This is a genomic window from Bordetella ansorpii, from assembly GCF_900078705.1.
Classification (GTDB): domain Bacteria; phylum Pseudomonadota; class Gammaproteobacteria; order Burkholderiales; family Burkholderiaceae_B; genus Bordetella; species Bordetella ansorpii_A.
Genome location: NZ_FKIF01000001.1, coordinates 291,069 through 315,922, shown reverse-complemented (window position 1 = coordinate 315,922; position 24,854 = coordinate 291,069). Strand labels below are relative to the sequence as shown.

Here is a 24,854-nt window from a genome sequence, read left to right as displayed (position 1 = left end):
CAGCCGCGGTGTGCCGCGGTCTTGCTCTACAGCACTTCGTCCTTCAGGTGATACCAGCGGTACAGCAGCGCCTGGCCCAGTCGCCTGAACGGCGCCAGCGGGTGGGTGGGCAGGCTGCTGTCGTAGATGGGCAGGTCGAACGCCGGGTCGGCGCGGCCCGCGATGCGTTGGGCCATGCGCCGCCCCGCGTGCGCGGAGAAGCTGACGCCGTTGCCGCCGTAGCCCAGCGCGTAATACACGTTCTGGCGTGGATCAGGCTGCGCGATGCGGGGCATCATGTCGTGGCTGACGTCCACCCATCCCCACCACGAGTAATCGATGTCGATGCCGCGCAGGGCGGGAAACTTCCGGTACAGGCCATTGACCAGTAGCCGTTCATGTTTCGGATGCCGGGCATCCGCGCCCGTGATGGAACTGCGGCTGCCGATCTGCACGCGGCGGTCGGGCAGCAGGCGGTAATAGAAGCGCAGCGTACGGGTATCCGTGATGGCTTCGTGGGTCAGGAAGTTCGTCGCCGCCAGCTCGGCGTCGTCGAGGGGACGCGTCACGATGCTGTTGGACAGGATGGGGTAGCAGCGTCCCGCCAGGCTCGGGTGCAGGCTTGCGGCGGTGTAGGCGCCGGTGGCGATGGCCACGGCGCGGGCACGCACGGTACCGCCTGGCGTGCGCAGCAGGTGCCGCTCGCCCTCTGTCTTCCAGCCGGTGACCGGGCTGCACGGGTGCAGCGTCGCGCCGTGTTCTCTTGCCATGCGCATGTAGCCGCGGGCAAGCTTGAGCGGATGCACGCTGATGCCGTCGGGTTCGTGCATGGCGCCGTGGGCCTCGGCGTCGCGCACATAGTCGCGATGCACCTCGTCGCGGCTCAGAACGCGGGTGGCATAGCCGAACTGATCCCGCATCAATGCGGCCTCGCTGCGCAGGAAGGCCATCTTCTTCTCGCGATGCGCGATGTACAGATGGCCGCCGGGCTGCGGATCGCAATCGATCCTGGAGACCAGTTCGCTGAAGGTGGCGAAGCCCGTTCGGATCTCGGTGTCCAGCCGCCGCGCGATATCCATGCCCCAGCGCGCTATCCATTGCGAGCGGTACAGCCGGCCGCTGGCGTTCTGGCCCTGGCCACCGTTGCGGCTGGTGCAGCCCCAGGCGATCTGGTTGGCCTCCAGCACGGCGGACTTGATGCCATGTTCTTTCGCCAGGAACAACGCGGTGGCAAGGCCCGTGAAGCCCGAGCCGATGACCGCGACGTCGACGTCGCGGTCGCCCGCGATCGGGCCGTCGTCCTGCGCCGGCGCCCCCGCGGTGTCCACCCAGTACGTGGGGGCATAATCCTGTCCGCTGCCGGGGCCCGGCGACACCAGGGGATCGTAGGTGGGGTTGTAGGCCTGGCTGCGTGTCGGGCGTGCTGACGTATCCATGATCGATCCTGTCTATGTTCGCGTGCGGCTCAGGCCGCTGCAGCGATGCGCTGCTTGCGGAACACGTTCTTCACCAGGATCTTTCCTTCGCGGAACGTGAAGATGTCCACGCCATCGACTTCGATGGCGCTGCCATCGGCGGCGGTGCCCGTGAAAGTCCATTCCGAGACGCCGCGGTCGCCGATTACCCAGTGCCGGCCGTTTTCCCACTGCGCGTCCGGCACGGTCTGCCATGCTCCCGCGAATGCGCGGGCCACGGCCTCGTGGCCTTCGTGGCGCGCACCGCAGGTCAGGGGACCGGCGGCCGTTTCGAACACGCAGTCCTCGTGCATGAAGGACATCAGGGCCGGCAAGTCGTGGCGGTTCCAGGCTGCGCTGAACGCTTCCAGCATTGCCGCGTCGGGTGTGGTTTCCATGTGTGCGTCTGTTTCCATGTCGTGAATGAGGCCAGCACGGCCTCGCATGGGACTAGACCTTACGCAGCCTCGGATGCGAGCCATAGATCCAGCGCCGAGGGATGTTGGAGCCAGTGGTCCACACGCCCGGCCCAGGACGATCCGCATCGTCGGATGCCACGCTGGCCATGCGGCGCATCGATGCAGTGCGCCGCCCGCGGGTGGTGCGGGTCATGCATGGTATTGGTGCCAGGCATGTCGGATCCGCCATGCACCTTCAGCCCTCTGCGAGAAGCCACTGCCCCTCCGGGCAGGGCGCATTGCCGTCCGAAAGGCGGTCGATCGGCGTCTTTTCTTCTGGGGCGAGGCTGCCCGCATCGCTGGCACGGATGTTGCTTCGAAAACTTGTACACAAGCTTGGATTCAGTGGTGCGCCTGGCCGCCTTGCTGTCTCCGGCATCCTCGTCAACGATCCTGGAGTTTTTCATGAGCAACCGTATTGCCGACCTCGCCAGCCCGCCGAATGCCGGACGGCGCCGCACGTTGTTGACGGGCGCGGCGGCGTTGGGCGTGCTGGCCGCGCCCGCGTTCGTGCGCGCGCAGTCCAGCCCGAAGATCCGCGTCGGCTATTGGCCGGTGGCGGCGGGACTGCCGTTCTTCGCCGCGATCGAGAAGGGGTACTTCAAGGAAGCCGGACTGGACGTCGAGGCCCTGAAGTTCGCGGGGCCCCAGCAGGTGATGGAAGGCATGCTGGCCGGACGTTGCGATGGCAGCGCCAATGGCACCGGCGCGGCCAACCTGGCCATCGGCGAGATCGCCCAGCCCGGCCTTTTCAAGATCTTCTGCACCAACCCCAGCAATGCCAGGAACGTGCTGGAGGAGTTCCTCGTTGCCAAGGACAGCCCCATCAAGACCGCGGCGGAGTTCAAGGGCAAGCGCGTCGCCTGCGGCCCGGGCATCCAGAACGTGACGCTGGCCAAGACCATGCTCGAGCGTGCCGGCGCCACCGGCGCCACCGTGACCGAGTTGCCCATCGGCCAGCACGTCGCCGCCATCGCCGCCGGCCAGGTGGACGGCGCCTACACGCTGGAACCCACCGGCACCGTGGGGCGCCTGAACGGCACGACCCGCGTGCTGGAAGCCGGTGTCGTGGCGCATTACATCCTGGGTGATCCCCTGGCGCCCTGGCATGGCGGCGCGGCCAGCCTGACCACGGAGTTCATCAAGAAGCATCCCGACGCCACGGCCAAGTACATCGCCGCCTACAAGCGCGGTGTCGATCTCGTGCGGCAGAAGCCGGACGAGGCACGCGAATTCATGAAGGGCTATACGGCCATCGAGGGCCAGTTGACCAAGGAAGTGCCGCTGGCCGCCTACATGCTGCACGACGAGTTCAAGGACAGCGACGTGGCGTACTTCCAGAAGTTCTACGACCTGTTCACCGAGAAGGGCATCTTCGCCAAGAAGGTCGACGTCGCCTCGCTGCTTTACAAGGCCTGACCATGTCCAAGGCGTCTACTTCCTCCACGCAGGCGGACGCCGCGCCCGGCTGGGCGCCGCCTGCCTCGCACGACGCGGCGCCGCCTAGGGCGCCCTTGCGCGACCGGCTCCTGCCTTTCATGGGCCCCGTCGTGCTGTTCCTCATCTGGGACCTCGTGGTGCGCGCGGGGATGATCAAGGCCATCCTGCTGCCCAGTCCGGCCGACACGCTGGTGGCGCTGGTCTCCGGCCTGGCGGGCGGGCCGTTGCTGACGGACTTCCTGGTCACGGTGATGCGCACCGTGCAGGCCTTCGTGATCGCCGCGGTGATCGGCATGCCGCTGGGCGTGCTGCTGGGCAGCAACGAACGGGCCTACCGCAGCGTCGAGTTCCTGATCGACTTCTTCCGGTCCACGCCGTCGTCGGCGTTGATTCCGTTGTTCCTGCTGGTCTTCGGCGTCAGCGACATCAACAAGGTGGCCATCGCGGCATTCGGCGCATTGCTGATCGTGGTGTTCAACAGCGCCTACGGCGTGATCAATGCGCGCAAGCAGCGCGTGATGGCGGCCAAGGTCATGGGGGCGTCGCGCTGGCGCATTTTCAAGGACGTCCTGCTTTGGGAAAGCCTGCAGCCCAGTTTCGTGGGCCTGCGCTCGGCGGTGTCCATGTCGCTGGTGATCGTCATCGTCGCCGAGATGTTCATCGGGTCCGAGAACGGCCTGGGCCACGCCATCATCGATGCCCAGCAGATCCTCAACGTCAAGACCATGTACGCCGCGATCCTGGCGGCCGGCGCGCTGGGCTACGTGCTGAACATCCTGTTCCTCGTGCTGGAGCGGCGCGTGGTCCACTGGAGCGGAAGGTAGATTCAATGAGTATCGTCATCAATCCTCCGGCTTACGCCGACGTGCCGGCGCCGCGCTTCACGCCCGGCCCGGCAGGCACGCACATCACCATCCGCGGCCTGACCAAGTACTTCGCCGGCTGGCCGCTGTACGAGAACTTCGACCTGGACATCCCGAAGGGAAAGATCGTCTCGGTGTTCGGCCCGAACGGCTGCGGCAAGAGCACGCTGATCAACATGATCGCGGGGCTTGTCCCGATCGATCGCGGCGAGATCCTGTTCGATGGCAAATCGCTGAAGGACACCCGCATCGGCTACGTCTTCCAGAACTACCGGGAAGCGCTGTTTCCCTGGATGCGCACCATCGACAATATCGCCTATCCCCTGCTGCTGGAAGGCCGTGGCAAGGCAGAGGTCGATCGCCGCATGGAAGAGCTGGTCGCTTCGTTCGACGTCAAGTTCGACCTGAACCGCTATCCCTACGAATTGTCCGGCGGCCAGCAGCAGACCGCGTCCATCATGCGCGCATTGGCGCCTCGGCCGGAGGTGCTGTTCCTCGACGAGCCGTTCTCCGCGCTGGACTTCGAGATGACGCTGTTCATCCGGGAGAAGCTGCAGGAAGTCTTCATGCAGACGGGCACGACCATGCTGCTGGTCTCGCACGACCTGGAAGAGGCGGTGTATCTGGCGGACCAGATACTGCTGCTGACCAAGCGGCCGACCAAGGTCGCGGAGATACTGGCCTACGACGATGCTCGCCCGCGCACGGTGGAGACGCTGTCGCAGCCCAGTTTCGTGGCGGCCAAGAAACTGAGCCTGGAGATATTCCAGCGCGAGGTGCGGCGATGAGCCAGGACGCATCGGGCCGGATGCCTGCGCCGGGATACCGGGCATGACGCAGGGGTGGGCTGCCGAACGGCCGCCGACCGGGACTCGGCAGATGCCCGGCGGCGTCATGCGGTCGCCGTCCACGCATCGCACGCGCGCCGATGACGTGTACGCGCTGGTCAAGCGCGCCATCGCGGATTTCCGTTTGCTGCCTGGCGACAGGTTCACGGAGGGCGATATGGCCCAGCGGCTCGGCGTGTCGCGAACGCCCGTGCGCCAGGCCTTGTTCCGCCTGCAGCAGGAGGGGTTTGTCGAAGTGATGTTCCGCAGCGGCTGGCGGGTGCTGCCGTTCGACTTTGCCCGGTTCGATGCCATGTACGATCTGCGTCGCGTGCTGGAATCGGAAGCAGTTCGCCGCCTTTGCTCGGCAGGCCCGGACATCGACCCTGCCGCGCTCGATGGATTGCAGGCGATCTGGCTGTGCGGCGTGGCCGAGCGCTGCGCGGACATGGCGCAAGTCAGCGTGTGGGACGAGGCTTTTCATTGCACCCTGGTAGCGGCGGCCGGCAATGACGAGATGGCGCGCGTGCACCGCGAGCTGACGGAGCGTATCCGGATCATCCGTCGCCTGGATTTCACCAAGCAGTCACGGGTGTCGGCGACCTACGACGAGCACGGCGCCATCCTGCGGGCCATCCTGGCACGCCAGGCCGATGAGGCCTGCGGCCTGCTTGGCGAGCACATCGCCGCCAGCCAGGCCGAGGTGCGCAAGATCACGCTGCACGAGATACACCTCGCTCGCCTGCGTGGTTGAACGGTACTGTCACACGACCGTCATCCTTACCGACGGATACGGACGCCGCCCACGGTCCTTTGCATAATTGCCTGCTGCCACGAGGCATCGCCTTCAGCGATCCCGTCACCAACAGGAGTAGCAACCCAGTGGTCCAGGCCGATCCCAAGCGTTCCCTGCTGTTCGTGGTGCTTCCCAACGTCAACGTGTGGAACACCGACGATCCCGGCAGCAGCCAGTCCTTCATGCGTTCGGCCAGCCGCATGGCGGTGCGCGGTCCCGAGGCCAAGGCCCCGGCGCGGCCCGCGATGATCCATGCCGCCGCGGCGCTGGACCGCGTGGCGCCCAATGACACGGTGCTGCTGTCCCTGGACCAGGCACAGCGCCTGGCCCTGCAACGCGAGTATCCCGGCCTGCGCATCGTGCCCGTCACGCGGCTCGCGCCGTTGTGGCTGCGCCGTATCGACGTCTCGCCCGTGATGGGCGCGTCGTCCGGCCGCAAGCAGACGCTGGACGTCGAGGTGGTGGATGCCGCCACCGGCAAGCCGCTGGCCGGCGTGGACGTGGTCGGCTTCACCGATCGCGCCGAGCGCGTCGGCAACACCGGCCGCACCAACGCCCGCGGCATCGCCCGCCTGGCCTTTCCGGCCAGCGTGACGTCGCTGGAATCGGTCGAGGCCATTCCCGAATCCGGCTACTGGCCGGCCTATGTGCGGCGCGTTTCCCTGGCCGATGGCCGCGCGCGCCTGCAGGCGCCGCCCATCGACCTGGCCGCGCCGGACATCCGCAGCCATTTCAAACTGATCGGCGAGGATGCCGACGGCCACGGCGTGAAGGTGGGCGTGATCGACACGGGCGCGTCCCGGCATGCCGACCTGCACGTGCGGCGCGGCCGCAACGTGGTCAAGGGCGAGCCGCCCGCCGACGTCACCGACCACATCGGCCACGGCACGCACGTCGCGGGCATCATCGCCGGACGCGGCAGGCCGGGGCAGGGCGTGCGCGGCGTGGCGCCCGGCGCCGACCTGCACGTCTACAAGGTCTTCGGCAAGGAAGAGGAAACGGCCTCTTCCTTCCACATCGCCAAGGCCATCCGCATGGCGGTGGACGACGGCTGCGACCTGGTCAACCTGTCGCTGGGCGGCGACAGCGAGGTGCCCGACGTGCTGCGCGAGATCCAGCGCGCCCGCGCCATGGGCGTGGTCTGCATTGCCGCCGCCGGCAACGACTACCGTTCCGAGGTGGATTACCCGGGCCGCTACAGCCAGGTGCTCGCCGTCAGCGCCAGCGGCCGCAAGGGGGTCTATCCCGCGCACGCCGCCCAGGTGCTCAGCGCCGCCAAGCCCTTCGGCACCGATCCGAAAGACTACGTGGCGGACTTCAGCAACGTGGGCAGCGAGATCAGCCTGATCGGCCCTGGCGTGGGTATCGTTTCCGCTTATCCAGGCGGTTACGCCGTGATGGACGGCACCTCGATGGCATGCCCGGCCATCGTCGGCGCGGCGGCCCGGCTGCTGGCGCGTTCGCCCAGGATATTGGGGATGGATCGGAACCAAAACCGTTCCGACGCTGTCGTAAAAATGGCACTCGACGCGGCCCGGCCACTGGGGCTGGGCGCGGGCTTTGAGGGGGCCGGAATTTTGGTGTAGGATGAATTCATCATGAGCCGCTACGTCATCTGCTATCAGGGCGATTGCGATCCTCCCCGCAAAGAGGAACGCCAGGTCATGTCGTCCCTGAACAAGCATGCCGCCACGGTCATCGAGCAAATGCCAGGGTCCCTGTTGGTGGACGGCATCGAGGCCGACATCGCCGCCGCCCTGGACCGGCTCGAACACTGGACATACACCCCCGAACGCAGCGTCCGCATCCGGCCGCCGCGCAAGCACATCAAGCAGCCTGCCTGAGCGGCAGGTGTCGACATCCAAAGCCCGGCCGCCCGGGCTTTTGTTTTGCCGCCGGATAGCCGCGTCCGGCGCAGACCTCCGATTTCTTCAACCTGCGTTTCCACCCTGAGGCAGCACAGCAATGGCGAAGTCAGGCAAGACCGCTCCCCGGTTCCGGTTCGCCCCGGAAACCCAATTCGAAATCGAACGCGTCAAGACGGCTCCCGAGCCGCTGGAAAGCTACGACGACCGCGAGGGCTACGACCCCGCGTTCATCGATCCTGACCGGCCCGTCGGCCTGCCGGTGCTGGGCAAGGCGTTGCAGCGGGACGCCGTCACCCATACCTGGCGCGGCGCCAGGACCCACCTGCTGCCCTACACCCATTTCTCCACGGCGGTCTCCAAGTCGCGCCGCCTGCCGATCTTCAGCGCCTGCAACATCGACGGCGCCAATCTGCGTCCGGTGCCGCGCAGTAATGTGTGGAAGTACGATCCGCGCATTCCCGAGAAATACCAGATCCTGCGCGAGGCCTACGGCGCCGAGCAGAAGGGCTATTTCAGCCGCGGCCACATGACCCGCCGCCAGGATCCGAACTGGGGCAGCAAGAAAGTGGCCACCCTGGCCGACGCCGACACCTTCCACGCCACCAACGCCGCGCCGCAGGTGCAGTTCTTCAATGGTGGATTGTGGGGGCGCATCGAGGACTACATCCTGGAGAACGCCGACACCGACAACATGCGCGTCAGCGTGTTCACCGGCCCGGTCTTCGCCCAGGACGATCCGGTGGTGCACGGCGTGCGGATTCCCGTGCGATTCTGGAAGGTCGTGGCCTTCGTTCACGACGAGACCGGCCAACTGGCGGCGTCCGGCTACCTGGCCTCGCAGGCCAAGGCCATTTCGGACCTGCGGCCCGCCTTCGTCTTCGGCGACATCGAGCATCAACAGCGTCCGCTGGCGGCCATCGAGGAACTGGCGGGCCTGAGCTTCCCGGACCTGGCGGGGCGCGACGTGCTGGCGGGCGCGGGTGTCGATTTTGCGGCGGCGTTGCGCGACGTACGCGACATCATGCTCGCGTAGCGGTATCCTGCCGCCTATAGCGATAACCACATCAATACGGGCGCCGGAGACATGCACCAACAGATCGCCATCGGGGTGTTCTGCCTATTGCTGGCGCTCATTGCCCTGATGGTGGGCCGGCTGGTCTATTGGCATTGGGTGAAGAAGGCGCCTCGGGAGGTGCGGCACGTCGAGGGCGAGGCCATCGAGCCCGACCGTGACGCCATCCCCCCCGCCTATTCCGCCCTGGCGATCCTCGTGCTGTTCGCGGTGCTGGTGGGGGTGTTCATCGTGCTGACGGACTAGTGTGGCGTGCTACGATCTTCGCGGGGCGCGGTTGGCAAGACCGCGCCCCGTTTCCTTTTCTCCACGGGCCGGCCGGCGCCGGCTGGCCCCGCACATAGCAGGCCGCATGGGCAGATTGATTCTCAAGCCGGGCAAGGAACGCTCGTTGTTGCACCGGCACCCCTGGTTGTTCGCGGGCGCGGTCGATCGTGTCGAGGGCCGGGTATCGCCCGGCGCCACGGTCGCTTTGCACGCCAGCGACGGCCGTTTCCTGGCGCGGGCGGCCTACAGTCCGGAATCCGCCATCCGGGCGCGCGTCTGGACCTTCGACGAGGCCGAGCCCGTCGACCATGCCTTCATCAAGCGCCGTATCCAGCGGGCCCTGGCCCTGCGAGCCGGACAGGTCCGCGGCACCGGCGCGGTGCGCCTGGTGTTCGGCGAGGCCGACGGCATGCCCGGCCTGGTGGTCGACCACTATCGTTCGCTGGACGGCCAGCGCCAGCAACTGGTCTGCCAGTTCATGGCCGTGGGGGTCGACGTCTGGAAGAAAGCCATCGTCGACGCCCTGACGCGCGAGACCGGCTGCGAGCACGTCTACGAACGCTCCGATGCGTCCGTCCGCGAGAAGGAAGGCCTGCAGCAGACCACCGGCGTGCTGGCGGGCGATGAACCGCCCGAACTGCTGCTGGTGGAAGAGGGCGGGGTGCGCTATCAGATCGACGTGCGCAACGGCCACAAGACGGGCTTCTACATCGACCAGCGCGACAGCCGCGCCTTGATCGCCCGCCATGCCGCCGGCCGGGATGTGCTGAACTGCTTCTGCTACACCGGCGGTTTCTCGCTGGCGGCGCTCAAGGGCGGGGCGGCCAGCGTGCTGTCCGTCGACTCTTCGGGCGAGGCCCTGGCGCATGCGCGGGCCAACGTGCTGGCCAATGGCTTCGACGCCGGGCGCGCCCAATGGCTGGATGCCGACGCGTTCCGCACCTTGCGTTCGCTGCACCAGGACGGCCGGCAGTTCGACCTGATCGTGCTCGACCCGCCCAAGCTGGCGCCGTCGCAGCAGCACGTCGACCGCGCGGCGCGCGCCTACAAGGACATCAACCTGACGGGCCTGAAGCTGCTGCGGCCCGGCGGGTTGCTGGCCACGTTCTCGTGCTCGGGCGCCATCGGCGCGCCGCTGTTCCAGAAGATCGTGGCCGACGCCGCGGCCGACGCGGGCGTGGATTTGCGCATCCTGGACCGGCTGGGCGCGGGCGCTGACCATCCCATGCTGGCCAGCTTCCCCGAAGGCGAGTACCTGAAAGGGCTTTGGCTGCAACGCATCTGAACGACGATTCAACCCCCCGGAGACAAACCGACATGAAGCTCTTCTACTCGCCCACCTCCCCGTACGTGCGCAAGTGCGTGGTCCTGGCACTCGAACTGGGACTGGACGGCCGCATCGAACGGCTGCCCGCCGCCGCCAACCCGATCAACCGCGACCAGAGCATCGTGCCGGTGAACCCGCTGGGCAAGGTGCCCACGCTGGTGACCGACGACGGCCTGGCGCTGTTCGACAGCCGGGTGATCTGCGAGTACCTGGATGCCCTGGGCGGCGGCAAGATGTTCCCGGCGGGCCAGGACCGCTGGGTGGCGCTGGCCAACCAGGCGTTGGGCGACGGCCTGCTGGATGCGGCGCTGCTGGTGCGCTATGAAGTCGGTCCGCGTCCCGAGGCGCTGCGCTGGGAAGACTGGAAGCGCGGCCAGAACGAAAAGATCACCAGTTGCCTCGAGCGCCTGGAACAACTGGCTGGCGGCTTCGGCGACAAGCTCGACATCGGCACCATCACCCTGGGTTGCGCGCTGGGCTACCTGGATTTCCGCTTCGCCGGCCTGGACTGGCGTGGCCAGTACCCGAGCGCGGCGAAGTGGTTCGCCTCGTTCAACGCCCGTTCGTCGATGCAGCAAACGCTGCCGCCGCAGTAAGCCTCCATCCCTGCCGTCCCGCGGCGCATGGCCGCGGGAGCGGCGCACCGTGGGAACATCTCCACAGTTACAGAAAAGAAACGTGAATGTCGCAGAGCCGGTGAAATCTCTCTGGTAAGATTTCCCGACAGTTGTTACTTTTTTATACGGCGGCGAGCGCGTATCTGCCGTCAGTAGGCGCCTGCCGACCGCTCAGGGGCAGGCTGTCATCCACGCGTGTTTCGTCGCCCCGCAGACAATGCCATGAACGACTCCAATCAGTTTTATTCGGTGACTTCGAAGCTCGAGATCGCCCGGCTGTTGCACCTCGCCCAAACCCGCAACGCGCTGGTGTTGATGCGCATTCCTGGCCGTCCGGTCACCAGCCTGACCACGGTGCTGCACGCCGACGGCCACGCCGATTCGCTGTACCTCGATGCCGCGCAAGATGTCGAACTGAACCACCGCATGATCAGCGGCGGCCGCGTGCTGTTCGAGACCACCATCGACAGCATCACGCTGGCGTTCGAAACCTCGGGCGTGAAGATGGTGCAGTACGAAGGCCATCCGGCGCTGCACTCGCAACTGCCCGAAGCCGCCTCGTACGCCCAGCGCCGCGACAACTTCCGCATGGACGTGCCGATGCAGCAACCCGCCATCTGCGAACTGTGGGCCGAACACGATTACGATTCCGCGCCGATCCGTCTGGTCGTGCGCGACATCAGCTCCACGGGCCTGGCCCTGGCCGACACCGCCATGGCCATCAACGTGGCGCCGGGGTCGAAGTACCGTTGCAACCTCGAACTGCCCGGCGTGGGCTCGTTCGAGCTGTCGTTGCGCGTGGTGCATCACCATGACGACGAACTGGCCAAGGGCGGCCTGGCCCGCCGGGTCGGCTGCCAGTTCGATGGCCTGGACGGCTCCACCGGCATCCGCATTCAGGCTTACGTCAACCTGCTGCAACGCGAACTTATCTCGCGCCAGCGCGGCTTGTCCTGATCTCGCTCACCCTCATCGAGAAACGCGGTGTGCCACACCGCGTTTGTCAAAAAACTGACGGAACACTTTGATAGGATTTGGAGACTTTTGACGCTGTTTGCTACGTTGCCGGAGATATCTCACTGAACCGGCCTCGATCGGGACTGCCTTGGCGCCCCGGTCGCACGCGTAGCGCGTCCGACCTGTCTCAAGGATGTCCTGTCGATGGATTCGACGTTTCCATCTCGCGTGGCGAACTCGCCTCTCGAAATCGTCCGATTGCTGGAGCTGGCCCAGTCCCAACGCGTTCCGCTGACGGTCTCGTTGTCCAGCGACAGCGTTGCCGGCGTGACCGCGGTCCTGCACGCGGATGTCGCCTCGAATACCCTGCTGATGAAACCGGTCCGCGAAGACGCGGTGAACCGGATGCTGGTGCGCGGCGGCCGCGTCGTCTTCGAGACGCCGGCGGACCAGCTTGGCCTGATGTTCGAAACGCCTGGCCTGTCGTTGATCGACTATTCGGGCCACCCGGCGCTGCATAGCCATCTACCCGAGCGCGCCTCGTATGCGCAACGCCGCGATACCTTCCGCGTCGACATCCCGACCAGCCACGGCCTGGTCTGTGAGCTCTGGCCCATCAGCAGCACCCGCAAGACGCCGTTCCGGCTGAAGGTGCGCGATATCAGCGGCACGGGCATCGCCCTGGTCGACAGCTCGCGGTCGCTGCCCGTGACACCGGGCACCGAATACCGCGCGCGCCTGAAGCTGCCCGACGTCGATGCCTTCGAGTTCCACCTGAAAGTGGTGCATCACCAGGAAGAGTGGCTGGCCATGGGCGGACGCATTCGCCGCATCGGCTGCATCTTCGATGAGCTGGGCCGCATGGCGTCGTGGCGGGTGCAGTCGTATGTGGACGCGTTGCAACGCATACAGATCGCCAAGCAGCGCGGCTTGTCCTGATGTCCGGACGCCTCGGCGGCCAGGCAGCCAGGGCGTCCGCGAACCTTTACGGCACGATCGACACGCCGATCCGGAACTGCGACTCGTTGCGCTGGTTGTAGCCCAGCAGCGTTTCGCCGTAGCCGTTGAAGTACTGCAGGTGCACGTAGCCGTTCATGTCGAACCACGAGCGCAGCGGCCAGGCGAAGTCCACCTGCGTGGTGCGGCGGCGCTGGTCGCCCTGGCGGTACATGGCCGACAGCACGGGGCCGTTGTCCAGCGCCCAGCGCACGTTCCAGTCGACATGGCCGGCATAGTCGCTGTAGTCCTTGTTCTCGGACGCCTTGCCGAAATAGCCCTTGATCTTGGGGCCGAAGCTCAGCGTGCTGCCGCTGTCGAAGCGGTAGTGCAGCGAGGGTTGAATGTAGCCGTCGTTGATCGAACGCGAATCCGCGCCGTCCTTGCCATTGGACATATGTTCCACGCCCACGTTCATGCCGAGGCGCCAGTTCTGGTTGGCGGACTGCCACACGTCATCCTTCAACCAGAAGAAGCTGGGATTGAACGTGGTGTCGACGAAGGGCTTGGAATCGCCTTCCAAGTCCCACAGCGACGTCTGCGTATAGCCCAGGTAAAGGTTCTCGGCGAAGGTGGCCGGCCGGTCGCTGGGCGGCGTGAACAGCCGGTACTTGGCGCTGAGCTGGAAGCGCGCGCTGGTGCGCTCGCGCGTGCCCACTACGAAATACGAGGGTTGATAGGCCGACAGCGCGCTGCGGAAGGTGTCGAAGCCCGAGTTGTGGTCGACGGGGGCGCGTCCGGCCACGGCGGCCTCGGGGGCGGGGCCGGAGGTCGGCGAGGCGCCGGCTTGCGTGACCTGCGCATCGGACAGCGGTTGGCCGGTACGCGCATCCACCACGGGTACGTTGGCCGGCGCGGCGGTGATGCTGCGGCCGTCGTCGCGGCCCGTGGCTTCCAGCGCCAGCAGCGCGGGTTCGCCTTCGATGGACACGGCCTGCACGCCGCGCGCCTGCGTCGGGACGACCACGTCCCAGGCCACGCGCGCGAAGTTGTTGACGGGGATGGTCAGGATGGCCGGCTCGCCGGGCAGGGTGGCCACGGTGCGCATGACGCCGGCGGCGCTGCGCCATTGCAGCACGAGTTGGCGGGGGGCATTCCAGCGCACGCTGGTGCCGCCGTCGTTGAAATACACCGCCTCCAGCCGCACCGTGTCGCCGGGCGAGGCCGCGGGGCGGTCCAGTTTGTAGGTGACGCCGGCCAGGGCGGGCGTGCACGCGGCGGCCAATGCGGCGGCTGCGAAAATGGTGCGCCAGGCGTGGCGGGAGGGGAAAGCGGAAGGGGCCGAAGCTTGCATGACGGTCCAGTATCGAGGCCGAAAAAGGGTCGCTGAACTGTATCACCCGCCTGTAAGCGCGGTGCTACGCCGTGTAAGAGTGGCTGCAAAGCGCGTGTCGGTGCATGTCGGCGGTTTCGGCCTCTATAATATGCACCGCATTTCGGCCCCGGCCGCCCTTAGCTCAGGTGGATAGAGCACTCGCCTTCTAAGCGAGCGGTCACACGTTCGAATCGTGTAGGGCGGGCCAATTGATGGTCCGAAGCAGTCCGGTAAATTCCAGAATCCCCATCTAAGATATTGATCTTGATGGGGATTTTTCATTTTCTGGTCCGTTGCTGTCCAACGGGGTTCCATTGAGTCCAAAGCGGGTAAGTCGGCTTTTGAGTAAAAATTTGGTAAGATTGGATCGTTGTTATGGATTCAAACTTATCAAAAGGTTTTGGAAGGAAGAGGCTTATGCCAAGGCTTGCCAGCGGACTGAACGATCGTTCGGTCAAGAACGCTAGACCCAAAGAAAAGGCTTATTCCTTGGCCGACGGAGAGGGGCTGTCCTTGATCGTGTCGCCGGCAGGCAGGAAGTCCTGGTCGTTCCGGTATCGCGTAGATGGCAAGCAGAATGCTGCGGTCATTGGCGAGTATCCAGCCATGTCTCTGGCTCAGGCCAGGACGAAGGCGGCCGACCTGCGAATCTCCGCGAAGACTGGTGGAGCCGTTACGGGTGCTCGTGCGGAGCGTCAAGCACGCCGTGATGAATTGAATGCAACCAAATGGGAAGATCAGAATGCGGATTGGCAGTCTTATTCCTTGACGGCGATTTCCGAAAAGTGGTTCGAAATTTACTCGCAGAGCCACGCCAAACAGACCAACTATCAGGTGCGGTACATCATCGATGAGCATTTCCAGCCGAAGGCTGGCAACTTGGATATGCGAACACTTCGAAGCGGGCAACTGACTCCGGTACTGCGTGAGCTGGCAAAAAACACGCCTGCTCAGGCACAGGTTGCGATCCGGTGCATCTACGGAATGATCGACTACTGCATTGCCGAAAATATCCGAGAAGATGATGAAACCTTCCGGTTTCGAGGGGTGCTGCCAAAAAGGCATCAAAAGAAGCATATCCCGGGCGTTACGGATGAACGATTCATCGGCGGGTTGATGAAAGCGATTCACGGATACGGCGGCTATGTCGTGCGCGACGCATTGCTGCTTTGTTCCTGGACTACCTTGCGGCCGGGCGTGGTCGCGAGTGCGCGCTGGGACGAAATTGACCTGCGCCGGGCAGAATGGCACATCCGAGGTAAGAACGAAGATGGCACGAATCGCATGAAGACGGGCGTCGATCATATTGTCCCGTTGCCGCGCCAAGCAGTGGGCATGCTCAAGGAAATGGCGAAGCTCACAGGAAGGGAAAAGTACGTTTTTCCCGCCATGGGAGGCTGGGGGCAGGAAAAGCATGTGCACAGAGATGCGCTATCGAAAGCGCTGCGCGAAATGGGATTCCAAGGACAGCACACACCGCACGGATTTCGAGCGTCTTTGCGCACACTGGCGCGAGAGCGCCTGAAAATCGATGTCGATATCTTGGAAGCTCAATTGGCGCATGCCAAGAAGGACGACGTGCAGGCTGCTTATGATCGAACGCAGTTCTTGGACGAGCGCAGGACAGTGATGCAAATGTGGGCGGACTATTTGGATGAAAAGATGCAGGAGGCTGCGGTCAGCAGTACTGAGTGGGATGATGCGTTCGCGGAAGCTTTCTATGGCGCGGCTGATGACCGAACGGCGGCCTAAATTCTGAAGACTTGCGTCTGCCATCAGCTAGCCGTCGTCGTTCAATTCACTGAGATCGCTCGCGAACGGTGTTGATGCGCTGAAAGTGCTCGTTTCTTGCCGTTTCCAGCGGTTTTTGCGATCTTGTTAATGGTCCTCCGGCCTTTGCCTTGGATGCCGCCTGTGATTTCCTGGAGTGTGTCGCTGTGCTCTAGCTAGGGGAGTCTTCGCCCCGCGCATTGTGCTGAGGTACCGATTTTGTGCGTGGCTGCGTGCAAGTTGGCGCTGTCCGCTGTGTGCAGCAGCGCTGTTTTCCGCCTTTTTTTGCCGTTTTTCAGCGTTTTCCGAGTTCTTGTTAATGGATGGCCTCGCCATATGCCAAGAAAGGGGCAGCAGTGCGCTAGCTCTCAGAAGACCGCCATCGTCGGTCTAGCAGGTTTTGGCGAGCGCAATGACGTGAGAGTTCAGCTAGGGGATCCGTTCTTGAGTGATCTTGCGTTACCGCTGGGAGTCAGTACGGATTGATGGCTTCCTGAACGGCGGCCCAATCATTCATATCCTTCAAGCGTCGCGCCAGCTCTCGTGCGTACGGATTGTTCGGATCCAACTTGGGCCGGGGCTTCTTCCGTTCAAGAGCGGCTAAGTGAGCCTTCCACTGGTCAGGCGTAGCAAGCACGTAGCCCGGGCAGGGGGCGGATTCGGTGCCGGAGGTGCACCATCCGGCTGATCGTAGACTTTGTGCCGTATTGTTGGCTTGCTCGCAAGAAATGCGATCACCGTTCATGCATTGCTGCGCTACGTAGCGGTACCACCCAGGCGAGTCACCGACGAAGGTGCTGCCGACCCAATCTTGGTTCGAAGCGCTGCGCATGGGGGCGGCCAGTTTTACTTCTGGCTGAGGCGCTTTTTTTTCGACGCCTTTTGGCGCGCATGGCGCCCAGCGTTGCTGGTAGGAAGGGGCGTCCTTGGGGCCATAGCACCAGCCATGCTGGCGAAGCCATTTGCTCTCCTGATCTCGAGCGGCGCAGTACTTCTGCTGCACCGTTGGATCCGAGCTGCCTGCGCACTGATTGAGTGCATCGTAGTACGCCTGTACGTGCCGCTGCGGTTCTGTCGACTGCGCTGCATGTGCAGCCCAGCAAGCTATGGATAGATGAAATGCCAACAGCCCGCGCGCAACGGCAAAGCGTAGGTTTGGTGCCAAATTCATGTTTCATCCAACTTAGAAGGTCGATTTATGCAACTTTAAAGGTTGAGTCCCAAATTATCCAGATGCTTAATTCAACTAAATAAGTTGACTATCAACCTTTTGGTGTGTTACGCCATTTGGGCTGAGGCCTAACCATCTCCACCTGCAAAGTTGGAGTTGGCAATGACACAAGACGAACAGCAGTTCCTGAAAAGGCTTGGGCAAGCGATCGCCAAGAAAAGGAAGGCAGCTGGCTACACGCAAGAAAAAGTGGCAGAAAAATTGGAAATTGGCAGCGAGGCTGTTTCGAGAATCGAACGCGGTCTTGTCAGCCCAGGATTTCCGAGGCTCTTCCAACTCGCCGATTTGTTCGGCTGCGGAATCGAAAGCTTTTTTGTCGAGGGTAGTCGAAGGCCTAGTGATGTGGGCGAGCGCGTCGCCAGGATGCTGGAGGGGCTTAGCGAATCAGACCGAACTCTCATCCTTGCAATCATCGAGCGTCTCTCGAAGAGGCTCAGCAAAGCTGCGGATGACTTTGACGTATAGAGAATCGGTTCTTGGCATACAGAACCTGGTTGAAAAATCTCTTGATGCGCCGCTTGGACGTGATCAGTTCTGCGCGGAAGCCCAGGCTGATACCTGCTCGCAAACCTATTCGTAGTGAGAGAGCAGTGCTGGCCAACGCACACCAGCTACGGAGGCAATGCGAAATTTTCAAGCCCCAGAGTTCTCGCGCTGTGACCCCTCAGCACTAAATTTTTGCTTGATTCCTTCGCGAGCTCTTGCTGCGAACTCGCATTTCCGTAAGAGCAACAGATCTCCTGCCCGTTAACGCAGTCGGGCTGGGCATGCCGTAGTGCGAGAAAAGATTTAGTGACGGTCCCCGCCAACCGTACACAAACTGCGCTCTCTCATTCTGCTAGATATGCGGTTGGGCGGTATCGCGATGCCTATCAGGATTGCAGACCCGCCCCTCTACATTGTGCAAGCTGAATGGCAGGTCTTGCCGAGAGCGCTGCGCTCATTGATCGGGCGTGGCGCTTCCGCTTCTTCGTCGCTTCCCATATTGGAATCACACGAGACGTCAGCTAGCCAGTCAAGCTTGTCAACTGGTCTGCTCACCAGTGGGTCGTTGCTCGACTTCGTCTTTGTAGTTGCAGTGACGTGGAACGACCTCGCGGTTCGCGCCTGCATTGTTGAGTCATCGACCCTTTAACGCCAAAAAACGGCGTTTTATCGCGGTTTTTTAGCACTTTCGGCGACTCTTGTTAATCGTCGTGAGCTCGCTATTCGGGCTTGCGCACTTCGATCGAGTGCGCCGCTCAACAAGAATCTACACGCAATGGATGGGCATGTTGTCTGGCCGGCTCATTGCGTCACGTCTGAAGGTTTCGATGCACTCCACTGTACCCAACACCGCACAGTCGCAACTTCCCCTTGAAGGCTTTGTGCGCATCAAGCAGATCATCGCTCCGAATGGGCCAATTCCTGTTAGCAAATCCACTTGGTGGGCGGGCGTTAAGTCAGGAAGGTTTCCGAAACCCGTAAGGATATTTGGTCCTAGGATCACCGTGTGGAATGTAAAAGAAATCCGCGCTTTGATTGAACTGTAGCTTCAAGGAGAGGAGCGAATAAAACACTAACTTACTCAACACGGTCGGATGAAAAAGGTGCATTTTTCTATGCTGGAGCAAGAAGATTGCGCCAATTTGATCTGAAGAATTCGGGTTCTTATGTTATTTGAATATGAATTGAAAGTAAGTCGTGGGGCGCATCCGGACTTTGAGAGTGCACATGGCAGCTCGCCTGTGGATGGGGCGTCTGTGTCCGAAGTTGATGACACTCTCAAGTTCTTCGGATCAAACGAGGATCTGGCTACTGCGGTGGATAGAGTTGTCGAAGTAGCGAAGCTGGCGCTCAGCTCGAAATGCCAATTCTTCTCGCTAGATGATGCAGTCCTTTCTGTATCTTCTGAACGTGGCGAGAGTGAAGAAATCGCGCAGGCCGTTCAAACCTATTTGCCTCGTCTTCGAAATGCTCTCCCGCGGTACAGAGACAATCCATACATTGCTCTCGTAGATGACGCTTTTGCGGAAGGGGGGCGCGCTGAGCGAGCTGCGCATAGGTGGCTATCGAAAAAAGACATCCCATCGAGAAGTACATCCGATACCCTAGCCAAAAGACTGAACCGTGCTATTCGCGAGATGCGAACCGAATCAACAGGTGCAGTATTCCGGCGAAAGCTGAAAAAGTTCACTAGATCATCTGACAAGAATAGGAGGGAGTTAGATAGTTATATCGACATGCTTTTTGAAAAAAGAGCTCGGCTATTGGTTGTTCGTGTGGATCTAACGTATCGGAAACGAGTTGATGGCCCGGGCGCAGCGGAGCGACGTTTGCAGATGTCTCTTGTGAAAAGCGACTGGTCAAAGATGTATAGAGCTCTACAAACTGATCTCTCTGAAATCGAGCTCGAGGGATTCGCATACAAGATTGAGTATGGCCCTGAAAAAAAATTCCACATTCATGCCATGTTGTTGCTTGATGGCTCGAAAGTTAGGAAAGGTGTTTCGATTGCTAGAAGAGTGGGTGAGTGGTGGAAGAAAATTGTTCCAGATGGCCAAGGTCTTTACTTCAACTGCAACGCAAAAAGATACGCATACGCAGCGCTTGGGGTGATCGACTGGAATGACGAGAAGAAGAGAGAAATACTTTCTAAATTTGTCGTTTCCTATCTCACTAAGCCTGATATGTATCTACCTCTGGTGATGGATGGAGAGAGGAGATTCGGCAAAGGAAACACTGCGCGGAAAGTCTCTCAGCGAGGACGCCGTCGAGCGGGACAGGAACCGTAGGTTGCTAGAGAAGTAGTGTGGCATCAACGCGTGTCTGGTGCCGAGCCGCCTTCGAACGAGCGTCCATACTGAGCAGCCTCGGGCATGCAGGGCTGTTAGTCAAAAAAAGATAGGAATCGGTTTTTGGCATAGAGTTTTCAACCATTGGCAGCGGTGTTCTATCCGAGTCAGATTCTGGAAAAAAGGCGAGCTCCGTCTTGCCAGCTCTGCTCGGATTGGATCTTCATCATGCCGCTGCGCTTCTTGCTCATTTCACCAAATGGTCACTCTTAGAACTGACATCGAAAGAGCTCTTGATGAGCTGGCCTCTCAAGAAGAGGGAATGCGTTTTCAGGGGCTGGCGGTCGTGATCGGCAAGTTGCGCTGGCCCGAGCTTATCGCCCGGCAGCGCAAGAAGGATTTCGGTCTTGATGCTTATGCGCCAGCTAGCCTGGCGCCGGGAGGGATCGGAACGGGACTTGCAGCATCGATCACGCCATCGCTCAAGAAGATCTCTGGTGATGCCGAGGCAGCCAAAGAGAATTTTCCTGACTTAGGGAGGCTGTTGTTCGTGACTTCCGCCAAGGTTGGCAATGCCGATCGACGACGGTGGGAGGAGACAATCCGGACGAAATACGAGATAGAACTCCATATCATCGAGCGAGAGGAAATTCTCACGCTGATGATGATCCCGGAGAACGCCTCGCTTCGAGCGAGTTTTCTCCACCTCGATGTCGGCATCGAGCCGCAAGTCGCAGACCTTGTCGCCAGAATAAGACGAGCTGCCGAGGTGGTCGTCCAGACTTGGATCAGCAGGACGAAGGGACATCCGCTCATCGATCTCACTGCGAAACGGCTTGGTCCTGATGGCGCGGAGTCCACCGACGTTCTTTCGCTTGAGCAGATTTATCAAGCGCTCACGGAGAGCGGTCGCGTTGTTCTTGAAGGACCTGCTGGGCGCGGAAAAACGACGACGTTGATACAACTTGCTCAATGTGAGCGAGCCCCTGGCACATCATTCATCGTAGATCTTCCTGCGTGGACGTCTTCGAACCAAGGGTTGCTCGAGCACATAGCAGGAATGCCTGCTTTTCAAGCTGAAGGAGTTACGGCGGCCGATCTTGCGCGGGTTCAGTCTACCGAGCCTTTCCGACTCTTATTGAACGGCTGGAATGAGATTGCGATTTCGAGTTCGGGGCGAGCCACCGACATGCTCCGAAAAGTTGAACGGGAATTCCCGACTGCGGGCATCATCGTCGCGACTCGAACGCACCATTTGACTCCGCCGCTGCCGGGCGCCTTACGACTGCGACTGATGCGCCTTCGCCGCAAGCAGCGGGCAGCCTACCTTGATGCCCGTCTTGGTTCGAAGAGCGCCGAGCTTTGCGCAAAGATCGATGCCGACCCCGCGCTCGACGAATTGACTCGCACGCCGTTTATCCTCGCGGAGGTCGCTTCGCTATTTGAAGCGGGCGCTGCAATCCCATCTACGAAAATGGGAGTGCTAGAGCAGGTCCTTCATCTTCAAGAGCAGAGAGACGAACATAGGAACGCGCTGCAGTCAGCTCCGATTTTCGGCTTGCAGACTGAATATCTGAAGGCTCTCGCTGCCGAGATGATCCGCAACGGAGGTGTAGCGTTGCCTGAGCCTGACGCTCGAGCCGTTTCCACCGTCGTCTTGCGCGGTCTGCTTGAGCAGGGGCAGACAGAGCCGGTGGGGGCGCCAACTGTCCTCGTCGCGTTGACGGCGCATCACGTTCTGGAACGGGTCGACTATCCAAAAGCAGCGTTTCTTTTTGAGCATCAACAGCTTCAGGAGTACTACGCAGCGTTCGATGTGCGCTCATGCCTTCTCGACCTAGACGATGCTGACCAGCAGGCGAGCGATCGCTTCTTGGCAGAGTACGTAAACAATCCAGCATGGGCTGAGCCTCTGCGGATGATTGCAGAGACGCTCGCCGGTAAGAGCGGAGACGGCGGGCTCGATAGAAAAAGCACCGGAGCAGGCGCACATCTAGTGAAGATGGCGCTCGCCGTTGATCTAGTGTTCGCTGGCGAGCTCGCGCAGCTTTGTGGCGCGCACGTATGGGGCGTGGTTCGTGAAGTAGTCGGAGACCGTATCCGGGCAGTCTATGCCACCCCTGACGGCAGCTTTCGTGAGTATGCTCTCGCGGCTATGCTCGCCACTGGTGCGGCCGATTTCGGCGACATCATCGTGCCATTGTTGTCTGATCCAGATCCTCAAATTCGGCTTCAAACGTACCGGATTTGGCCAGATTTTCAGGTCACCTCGCTTGGGCCTAATTGGCGCGAGGAAGTGCGTGGTTGGAGTGAGGATGCTCGCGTAGATTTCGTTGGGGAGCTCCTTCATAACCGTGCAGATGTTGAGATCGCTGCGTTTGCGGCGCAAGACCAGAGTGGGCTCGTAAAAAAAGCGGCGGTTTCGGGTCTGATGTGGAGCGGATCAGATCATGCGCTGGTTAGTGTTCTGGAATCGATAGATGCTGCGTTATTTGAAGAGATTGCGCTCAAGAACGCTAGTGAGTTACCCGCGGGGCTTCGGCCGAAAGTCACTGCTGCGATATGGAGCTCTCTAGAACATGTCATTGATCCTGCAGCGCGCTTAAGAGCTGCGATCGCCTTGGTAGAATTAGGCGAAGCAAACGTAGCGGTCGTAATTAGAGATACGGTAGAGAGTCTTTCTGGTGACGAGGTGCGCAACCTTAGTTCCAACATTCTCCCTTCAGCGCTGGACTTTATGCGCCCAATAGACCCTGCCTGGACGAGTGGGTGGATGGCCAGCCAAGTTGCCGAAGGCAATTGCTACGATCCAGAGGGTTGGATTTCGTATGTCACAACTATCCCGCAAGGCCTCATCGAGAGATGCTTGCAAAGGATCGAAACGGAAGACCTCAGTAGCGTAGATTTTAGTGGGCTAGTTGCAGTCTTAGCTGAGGGTGCAGATACTAGTATCGCTGTGCGAGTGCTCGAGAATCTGCGGATCCTGCAGGAGAGCATCCATGCGAAGTCGGACACGCTCCAAAAGTTAGATTGGCAGGTAAATCGTCAATTGGAAGCTGCGTTCCGCTCCTTTCCCGTCGAAGTTGCTGCTGCAGGCATTCTCTCATTTGCTAAGCAAGGCGATGTTCTCGATCTCGAAGTGGTAACTGGTCTTTTGAGTAGCGTCGCCAGAGCTGACGTCGAGCCGCTACATATCACCGACAGTGACCTACGTGATGGACTGCGTGCTTACCTGAAAAGTGGCGTAGATATTGTCCTTTGCCTCGATGACTTTAATGGCGAAGCTAAGGCAGACCTAGCCTCATCATTAGCGCAAGTGGGCCAGGCTGAAGACATAGCGGACTTGCTGAAGCTGATTCATTCCGACATCAGTAGAGTTCGTCGTGGTAGAGCTGCACGCTTGGCAGGTGATCATGGACCTCTTGCTAACGGAGGCTCAATGACCTATGCAAACTGGCATATTGTTGCCGTCATGCAACTTGACGCTGATGCGGCTGATCAAGTTCTCGTCGATCTGCTTGCCGAGCCGGAGTACCTTTCGAGTGTTGCTGCAGCGATGGCACGAGACTTCTTGCCGAAGCGGGCAGGCTCTTTGGGGCGTGCGCTCCGCTATGACATCGTTCGTGCCGCGCGCGAAGGTTCTATTCCTCCTCTTGTTGATTCCCAACGGCGTTCGGCGTTTTCCGCTGCGCTCAAGGGGCTAATTGCCCATCTGCTTGAACAGAGCGCGGGCGGGCAACGCTCTGGGGATCTGACATTGTTGGCGAGAGCACTCGCTGCAATTGATGGCCGCGAGTCTGCAGCTACAGTGCTGGATCTGATTGGGACGCCAAGCCAGTGGAGCCAGTACGCGAGCCTTGAAGCCGCTGAGTTCTTGCTGATGGCTGGTGTTTCGTTGCCAGCAACTGTGGTGTCGGCCTTAGTTGAGTCGGTGGTCGGACGTACTGGGAATTGGTTGCAGGATTCAGATAGGCATTTGCTAGCTAGCATCCTTGCGCTTTGCCCCTTTGTCGAACCCCCTGAGGCAGGAATTGCGATAGCACGCGATGCGCTTGGCAAGTGCCGATTGAGGGGGCACGAGTTGCGCGAGCTCGTTACGGCTCTCGGCGAGAGCCGATCAAGTGTCGCTGTAGATCTGCTTTGCGAGCTTGCTTCCGATGAGTCGGTTCTGGGGCAATGCGAGGAGAACTTCATCAATGCCTTCGCTGCACTTGATACACCACGGGCACATGAGCTATTGCTCGGCTCGATTGATCCGGATGTTCAAGGGATCAGGGTGACGCGCCGGCATTTTCGTGAGCACGTTGTAATCGAGCAGCTCGCTGGACTAGCTCAGCGAAAACCTGATGTGCGTTTTCGGGTACGGGAGCTATGCGAACGAGACCTGCCTGAAAGAAACCGGCAGTTGCTTTCGCGGGTGATTGCTCGGCTTGGGACGTGTGAAGCCCTTACTCTAAATTTGAGTTTGATTGACGATACCAAGCCTTCACCAGTTCCGCAGGGCGTCTGGGATCAGTTCAAATCTGCATTTGTGCTGCATCGGCCCGACGAACACATTTCCGATGCCTTCACAATGAGCGCTAGCGCATCAAATGAGTTGCGGATCCGACTATTCAGAATGGCCCATGACGACAACAAAAGGCGCCAATCTGCTTGCATGCTCCTTGGGCGTCTTGAGGAATGGCGATTGGAACACGGCAGGCCGGTCGATGAGCCTCGTCACCCCGACTTTGCATCAGGCAACCAATGGCCTCCCAGCTTGTCTTGACTCGGATCTTAGACTGCGCTGGATCAGTCCATTCGGGGTGGAAAAGTAGAGCTCGAGCTAAAGCATATGAGATCG

20 protein-coding genes and 1 tRNA gene are annotated in these 24,854 nt (G+C 61.3%); 17 read left to right on the top strand and 4 right to left on the bottom strand.

The window, feature by feature from the left end; translation table 11 throughout:
* Positions 1-26: 26 nt before the first annotated feature.
* Both A6745_RS01220 and A6745_RS01215 read right to left on the bottom strand, forming a co-directional pair.
* Positions 27-1,415, bottom strand: coding sequence for an NAD(P)/FAD-dependent oxidoreductase (locus A6745_RS01220; protein WP_066122654.1), 1,389 nt, complete (start codon positions 1,413-1,415; stop codon positions 27-29).
* Positions 1,416-1,444: 29 nt separating this feature from the next.
* Positions 1,445-1,831 (bottom strand): nuclear transport factor 2 family protein, encoded by a 387-nt coding sequence (locus A6745_RS01215; RefSeq protein WP_066122651.1) that lies wholly within the window; start codon positions 1,829-1,831, stop codon positions 1,445-1,447.
* Between the two features lie 465 nt (positions 1,832-2,296).
* On the opposite strand from A6745_RS01215, the gene A6745_RS01210 reads away from it, so the two are divergent.
* The 12 genes from A6745_RS01210 (at position 2,297) to A6745_RS01155 (ending at position 12,864) form a co-directional block, all read left to right on the top strand.
* Entirely contained in the window at positions 2,297-3,310 is a 1,014-nt protein-coding gene (locus A6745_RS01210) for an ABC transporter substrate-binding protein (protein WP_066122650.1), read from the top strand.
* A gap of 2 nt (positions 3,311-3,312) precedes the next feature.
* Positions 3,313-4,155 carry an ABC transporter permease gene (locus tag A6745_RS01205; protein WP_066122647.1) on the top strand — a complete coding sequence of 281 codons (843 nt, stop codon included), beginning with the start codon at positions 3,313-3,315 and terminating at the stop codon, positions 4,153-4,155.
* Between the two features lie 5 nt (positions 4,156-4,160).
* Positions 4,161-4,982 carry an ABC transporter ATP-binding protein gene (locus tag A6745_RS01200; protein WP_066122644.1) on the top strand — a complete coding sequence of 274 codons (822 nt, stop codon included), beginning with the start codon at positions 4,161-4,163 and terminating at the stop codon, positions 4,980-4,982.
* Positions 4,983-5,073: 91 nt separating this feature from the next.
* Positions 5,074-5,775: a GntR family transcriptional regulator gene (locus tag A6745_RS01195; protein ID WP_066122641.1), complete on the top strand. Its 702-nt coding sequence runs from the start codon at positions 5,074-5,076 to the stop codon at positions 5,773-5,775.
* Positions 5,776-5,903: 128 nt separating this feature from the next.
* On the top strand, positions 5,904-7,403 hold the full coding sequence (locus A6745_RS01190; protein ID WP_066122638.1) for a S8 family serine peptidase: 1,500 nt from the start codon (positions 5,904-5,906) through the stop codon (positions 7,401-7,403).
* 12 nt (positions 7,404-7,415) lie between these two features.
* Positions 7,416-7,661 (top strand): hypothetical protein, encoded by a 246-nt coding sequence (locus tag A6745_RS01185; RefSeq protein WP_066122632.1) that lies wholly within the window; start codon positions 7,416-7,418, stop codon positions 7,659-7,661.
* 121 nt (positions 7,662-7,782) lie between these two features.
* Positions 7,783-8,718 (top strand): DNA/RNA non-specific endonuclease, encoded by a 936-nt coding sequence (locus tag A6745_RS01180; RefSeq protein ID WP_066122629.1) that lies wholly within the window; start codon positions 7,783-7,785, stop codon positions 8,716-8,718.
* Positions 8,719-8,769: 51 nt separating this feature from the next.
* The gene (locus tag A6745_RS01175; RefSeq protein ID WP_066122624.1) at positions 8,770-9,003 is read left to right on the top strand and encodes a hypothetical protein; all 234 of its coding nucleotides are present in this window, start codon (positions 8,770-8,772) and stop codon (positions 9,001-9,003) included.
* Positions 9,004-9,109: 106 nt separating this feature from the next.
* Positions 9,110-10,309, top strand: coding sequence for a class I SAM-dependent rRNA methyltransferase (locus A6745_RS01170; RefSeq protein ID WP_066122623.1), 1,200 nt, complete (start codon positions 9,110-9,112; stop codon positions 10,307-10,309).
* Between the two features lie 32 nt (positions 10,310-10,341).
* Complete coding sequence (locus tag A6745_RS01165; protein ID WP_066122620.1) at positions 10,342-10,947, top strand: glutathione S-transferase family protein; 606 nt, start codon at positions 10,342-10,344, stop codon at positions 10,945-10,947.
* Positions 10,948-11,190: 243 nt separating this feature from the next.
* Positions 11,191-11,925, top strand: a complete 735-nt coding sequence (locus tag A6745_RS01160) for a flagellar brake protein (RefSeq protein WP_066122618.1) — start codon at positions 11,191-11,193, stop codon at positions 11,923-11,925.
* 204 nt (positions 11,926-12,129) lie between these two features.
* Entirely contained in the window at positions 12,130-12,864 is a 735-nt protein-coding gene (locus tag A6745_RS01155; protein WP_082852834.1) for a flagellar brake protein, read from the top strand.
* Between the two features lie 46 nt (positions 12,865-12,910).
* Here the strand turns inward: A6745_RS01155 and A6745_RS01150 are convergent, their stop codons facing one another.
* Positions 12,911-14,215 carry a phospholipase A gene (locus A6745_RS01150; RefSeq protein WP_066122600.1) on the bottom strand — a complete coding sequence of 435 codons (1,305 nt, stop codon included), beginning with the start codon at positions 14,213-14,215 and terminating at the stop codon, positions 12,911-12,913.
* Between the two features lie 152 nt (positions 14,216-14,367).
* Here A6745_RS01150 and A6745_RS01145 point away from each other — a divergent pair.
* Both A6745_RS01145 and A6745_RS01140 read left to right on the top strand, forming a co-directional pair.
* Positions 14,368-14,444, top strand: a tRNA-Arg gene (locus A6745_RS01145).
* A 167-nt stretch (positions 14,445-14,611) separates the two neighbouring features.
* Positions 14,612-15,988 carry a tyrosine-type recombinase/integrase gene (locus A6745_RS01140; protein ID WP_231885874.1) on the top strand — a complete coding sequence of 459 codons (1,377 nt, stop codon included), beginning with the start codon at positions 14,612-14,614 and terminating at the stop codon, positions 15,986-15,988.
* Between the two features lie 490 nt (positions 15,989-16,478).
* On the opposite strand, the gene A6745_RS28505 is transcribed toward A6745_RS01140, so the two are convergent.
* Positions 16,479-17,177 carry a hypothetical protein gene (locus A6745_RS28505; RefSeq protein WP_156513241.1) on the bottom strand — a complete coding sequence of 233 codons (699 nt, stop codon included), beginning with the start codon at positions 17,175-17,177 and terminating at the stop codon, positions 16,479-16,481.
* A 162-nt stretch (positions 17,178-17,339) separates the two neighbouring features.
* Here A6745_RS28505 and A6745_RS01135 point away from each other — a divergent pair, with 162 nt between their 5' ends.
* The 3 genes from A6745_RS01135 to A6745_RS28500 all read left to right on the top strand — a co-directional run bounded on the left by A6745_RS01135 (position 17,340) and on the right by A6745_RS28500 (position 24,779).
* A complete protein-coding gene (locus A6745_RS01135; RefSeq protein ID WP_066122593.1) occupies positions 17,340-17,702 on the top strand; it encodes a helix-turn-helix domain-containing protein in 363 nt (120 codons plus the stop codon).
* 1,277 nt (positions 17,703-18,979) lie between these two features.
* The gene (locus tag A6745_RS27575) at positions 18,980-20,011 is read left to right on the top strand and encodes a YagK/YfjJ domain-containing protein (RefSeq protein ID WP_197488070.1); all 1,032 of its coding nucleotides are present in this window, start codon (positions 18,980-18,982) and stop codon (positions 20,009-20,011) included.
* A gap of 259 nt (positions 20,012-20,270) precedes the next feature.
* Positions 20,271-24,779, top strand: coding sequence for an NACHT domain-containing protein (locus tag A6745_RS28500; RefSeq protein ID WP_156513240.1), 4,509 nt, complete (start codon positions 20,271-20,273; stop codon positions 24,777-24,779).
* The last annotated feature ends 75 nt before the right edge of the window (positions 24,780-24,854 follow it).

What these genes read in the sequence shown, in the direction of transcription:
- A6745_RS01220 (WP_066122654.1), bottom strand. Translation starts at nt 1,415, where the DNA reads ATGGATACGTCAGCACGCCCGACACGCAGCCAGGCCTACAACCCCACC.
- A6745_RS01215 (WP_066122651.1), bottom strand. Translation starts at nt 1,831, where the DNA reads ATGGAAACCACACCCGACGCGGCAATGCTGGAAGCGTTCAGCGCAGCC.
- A6745_RS01210 (WP_066122650.1), top strand. Translation starts at nt 2,297, where the DNA reads ATGAGCAACCGTATTGCCGACCTCGCCAGCCCGCCGAATGCCGGACGG.
- A6745_RS01205 (WP_066122647.1), top strand. Translation starts at nt 3,313, where the DNA reads ATGTCCAAGGCGTCTACTTCCTCCACGCAGGCGGACGCCGCGCCCGGC.
- A6745_RS01200 (WP_066122644.1), top strand. Translation starts at nt 4,161, where the DNA reads ATGAGTATCGTCATCAATCCTCCGGCTTACGCCGACGTGCCGGCGCCG.
- A6745_RS01195 (WP_066122641.1), top strand. Translation starts at nt 5,074, where the DNA reads ATGCCCGGCGGCGTCATGCGGTCGCCGTCCACGCATCGCACGCGCGCC.
- A6745_RS01185 (WP_066122632.1), top strand. Translation starts at nt 7,416, where the DNA reads ATGAGCCGCTACGTCATCTGCTATCAGGGCGATTGCGATCCTCCCCGC.
- A6745_RS01180 (WP_066122629.1), top strand. Translation starts at nt 7,783, where the DNA reads ATGGCGAAGTCAGGCAAGACCGCTCCCCGGTTCCGGTTCGCCCCGGAA.
- A6745_RS01175 (WP_066122624.1), top strand. Translation starts at nt 8,770, where the DNA reads ATGCACCAACAGATCGCCATCGGGGTGTTCTGCCTATTGCTGGCGCTC.
- A6745_RS01170 (WP_066122623.1), top strand. Translation starts at nt 9,110, where the DNA reads ATGGGCAGATTGATTCTCAAGCCGGGCAAGGAACGCTCGTTGTTGCAC.
- A6745_RS01165 (WP_066122620.1), top strand. Translation starts at nt 10,342, where the DNA reads ATGAAGCTCTTCTACTCGCCCACCTCCCCGTACGTGCGCAAGTGCGTG.
- A6745_RS01160 (WP_066122618.1), top strand. Translation starts at nt 11,191, where the DNA reads ATGAACGACTCCAATCAGTTTTATTCGGTGACTTCGAAGCTCGAGATC.
- A6745_RS01155 (WP_082852834.1), top strand. Translation starts at nt 12,130, where the DNA reads ATGGATTCGACGTTTCCATCTCGCGTGGCGAACTCGCCTCTCGAAATC.
- A6745_RS01150 (WP_066122600.1), bottom strand. Translation starts at nt 14,215, where the DNA reads ATGCAAGCTTCGGCCCCTTCCGCTTTCCCCTCCCGCCACGCCTGGCGC.
- A6745_RS01140 (WP_231885874.1), top strand. Translation starts at nt 14,612, where the DNA reads ATGGATTCAAACTTATCAAAAGGTTTTGGAAGGAAGAGGCTTATGCCA.
- A6745_RS28505 (WP_156513241.1), bottom strand. Translation starts at nt 17,177, where the DNA reads ATGAATTTGGCACCAAACCTACGCTTTGCCGTTGCGCGCGGGCTGTTG.
- A6745_RS01135 (WP_066122593.1), top strand. Translation starts at nt 17,340, where the DNA reads ATGACACAAGACGAACAGCAGTTCCTGAAAAGGCTTGGGCAAGCGATC.
- A6745_RS28500 (WP_156513240.1), top strand. Translation starts at nt 20,271, where the DNA reads ATGGTCACTCTTAGAACTGACATCGAAAGAGCTCTTGATGAGCTGGCC.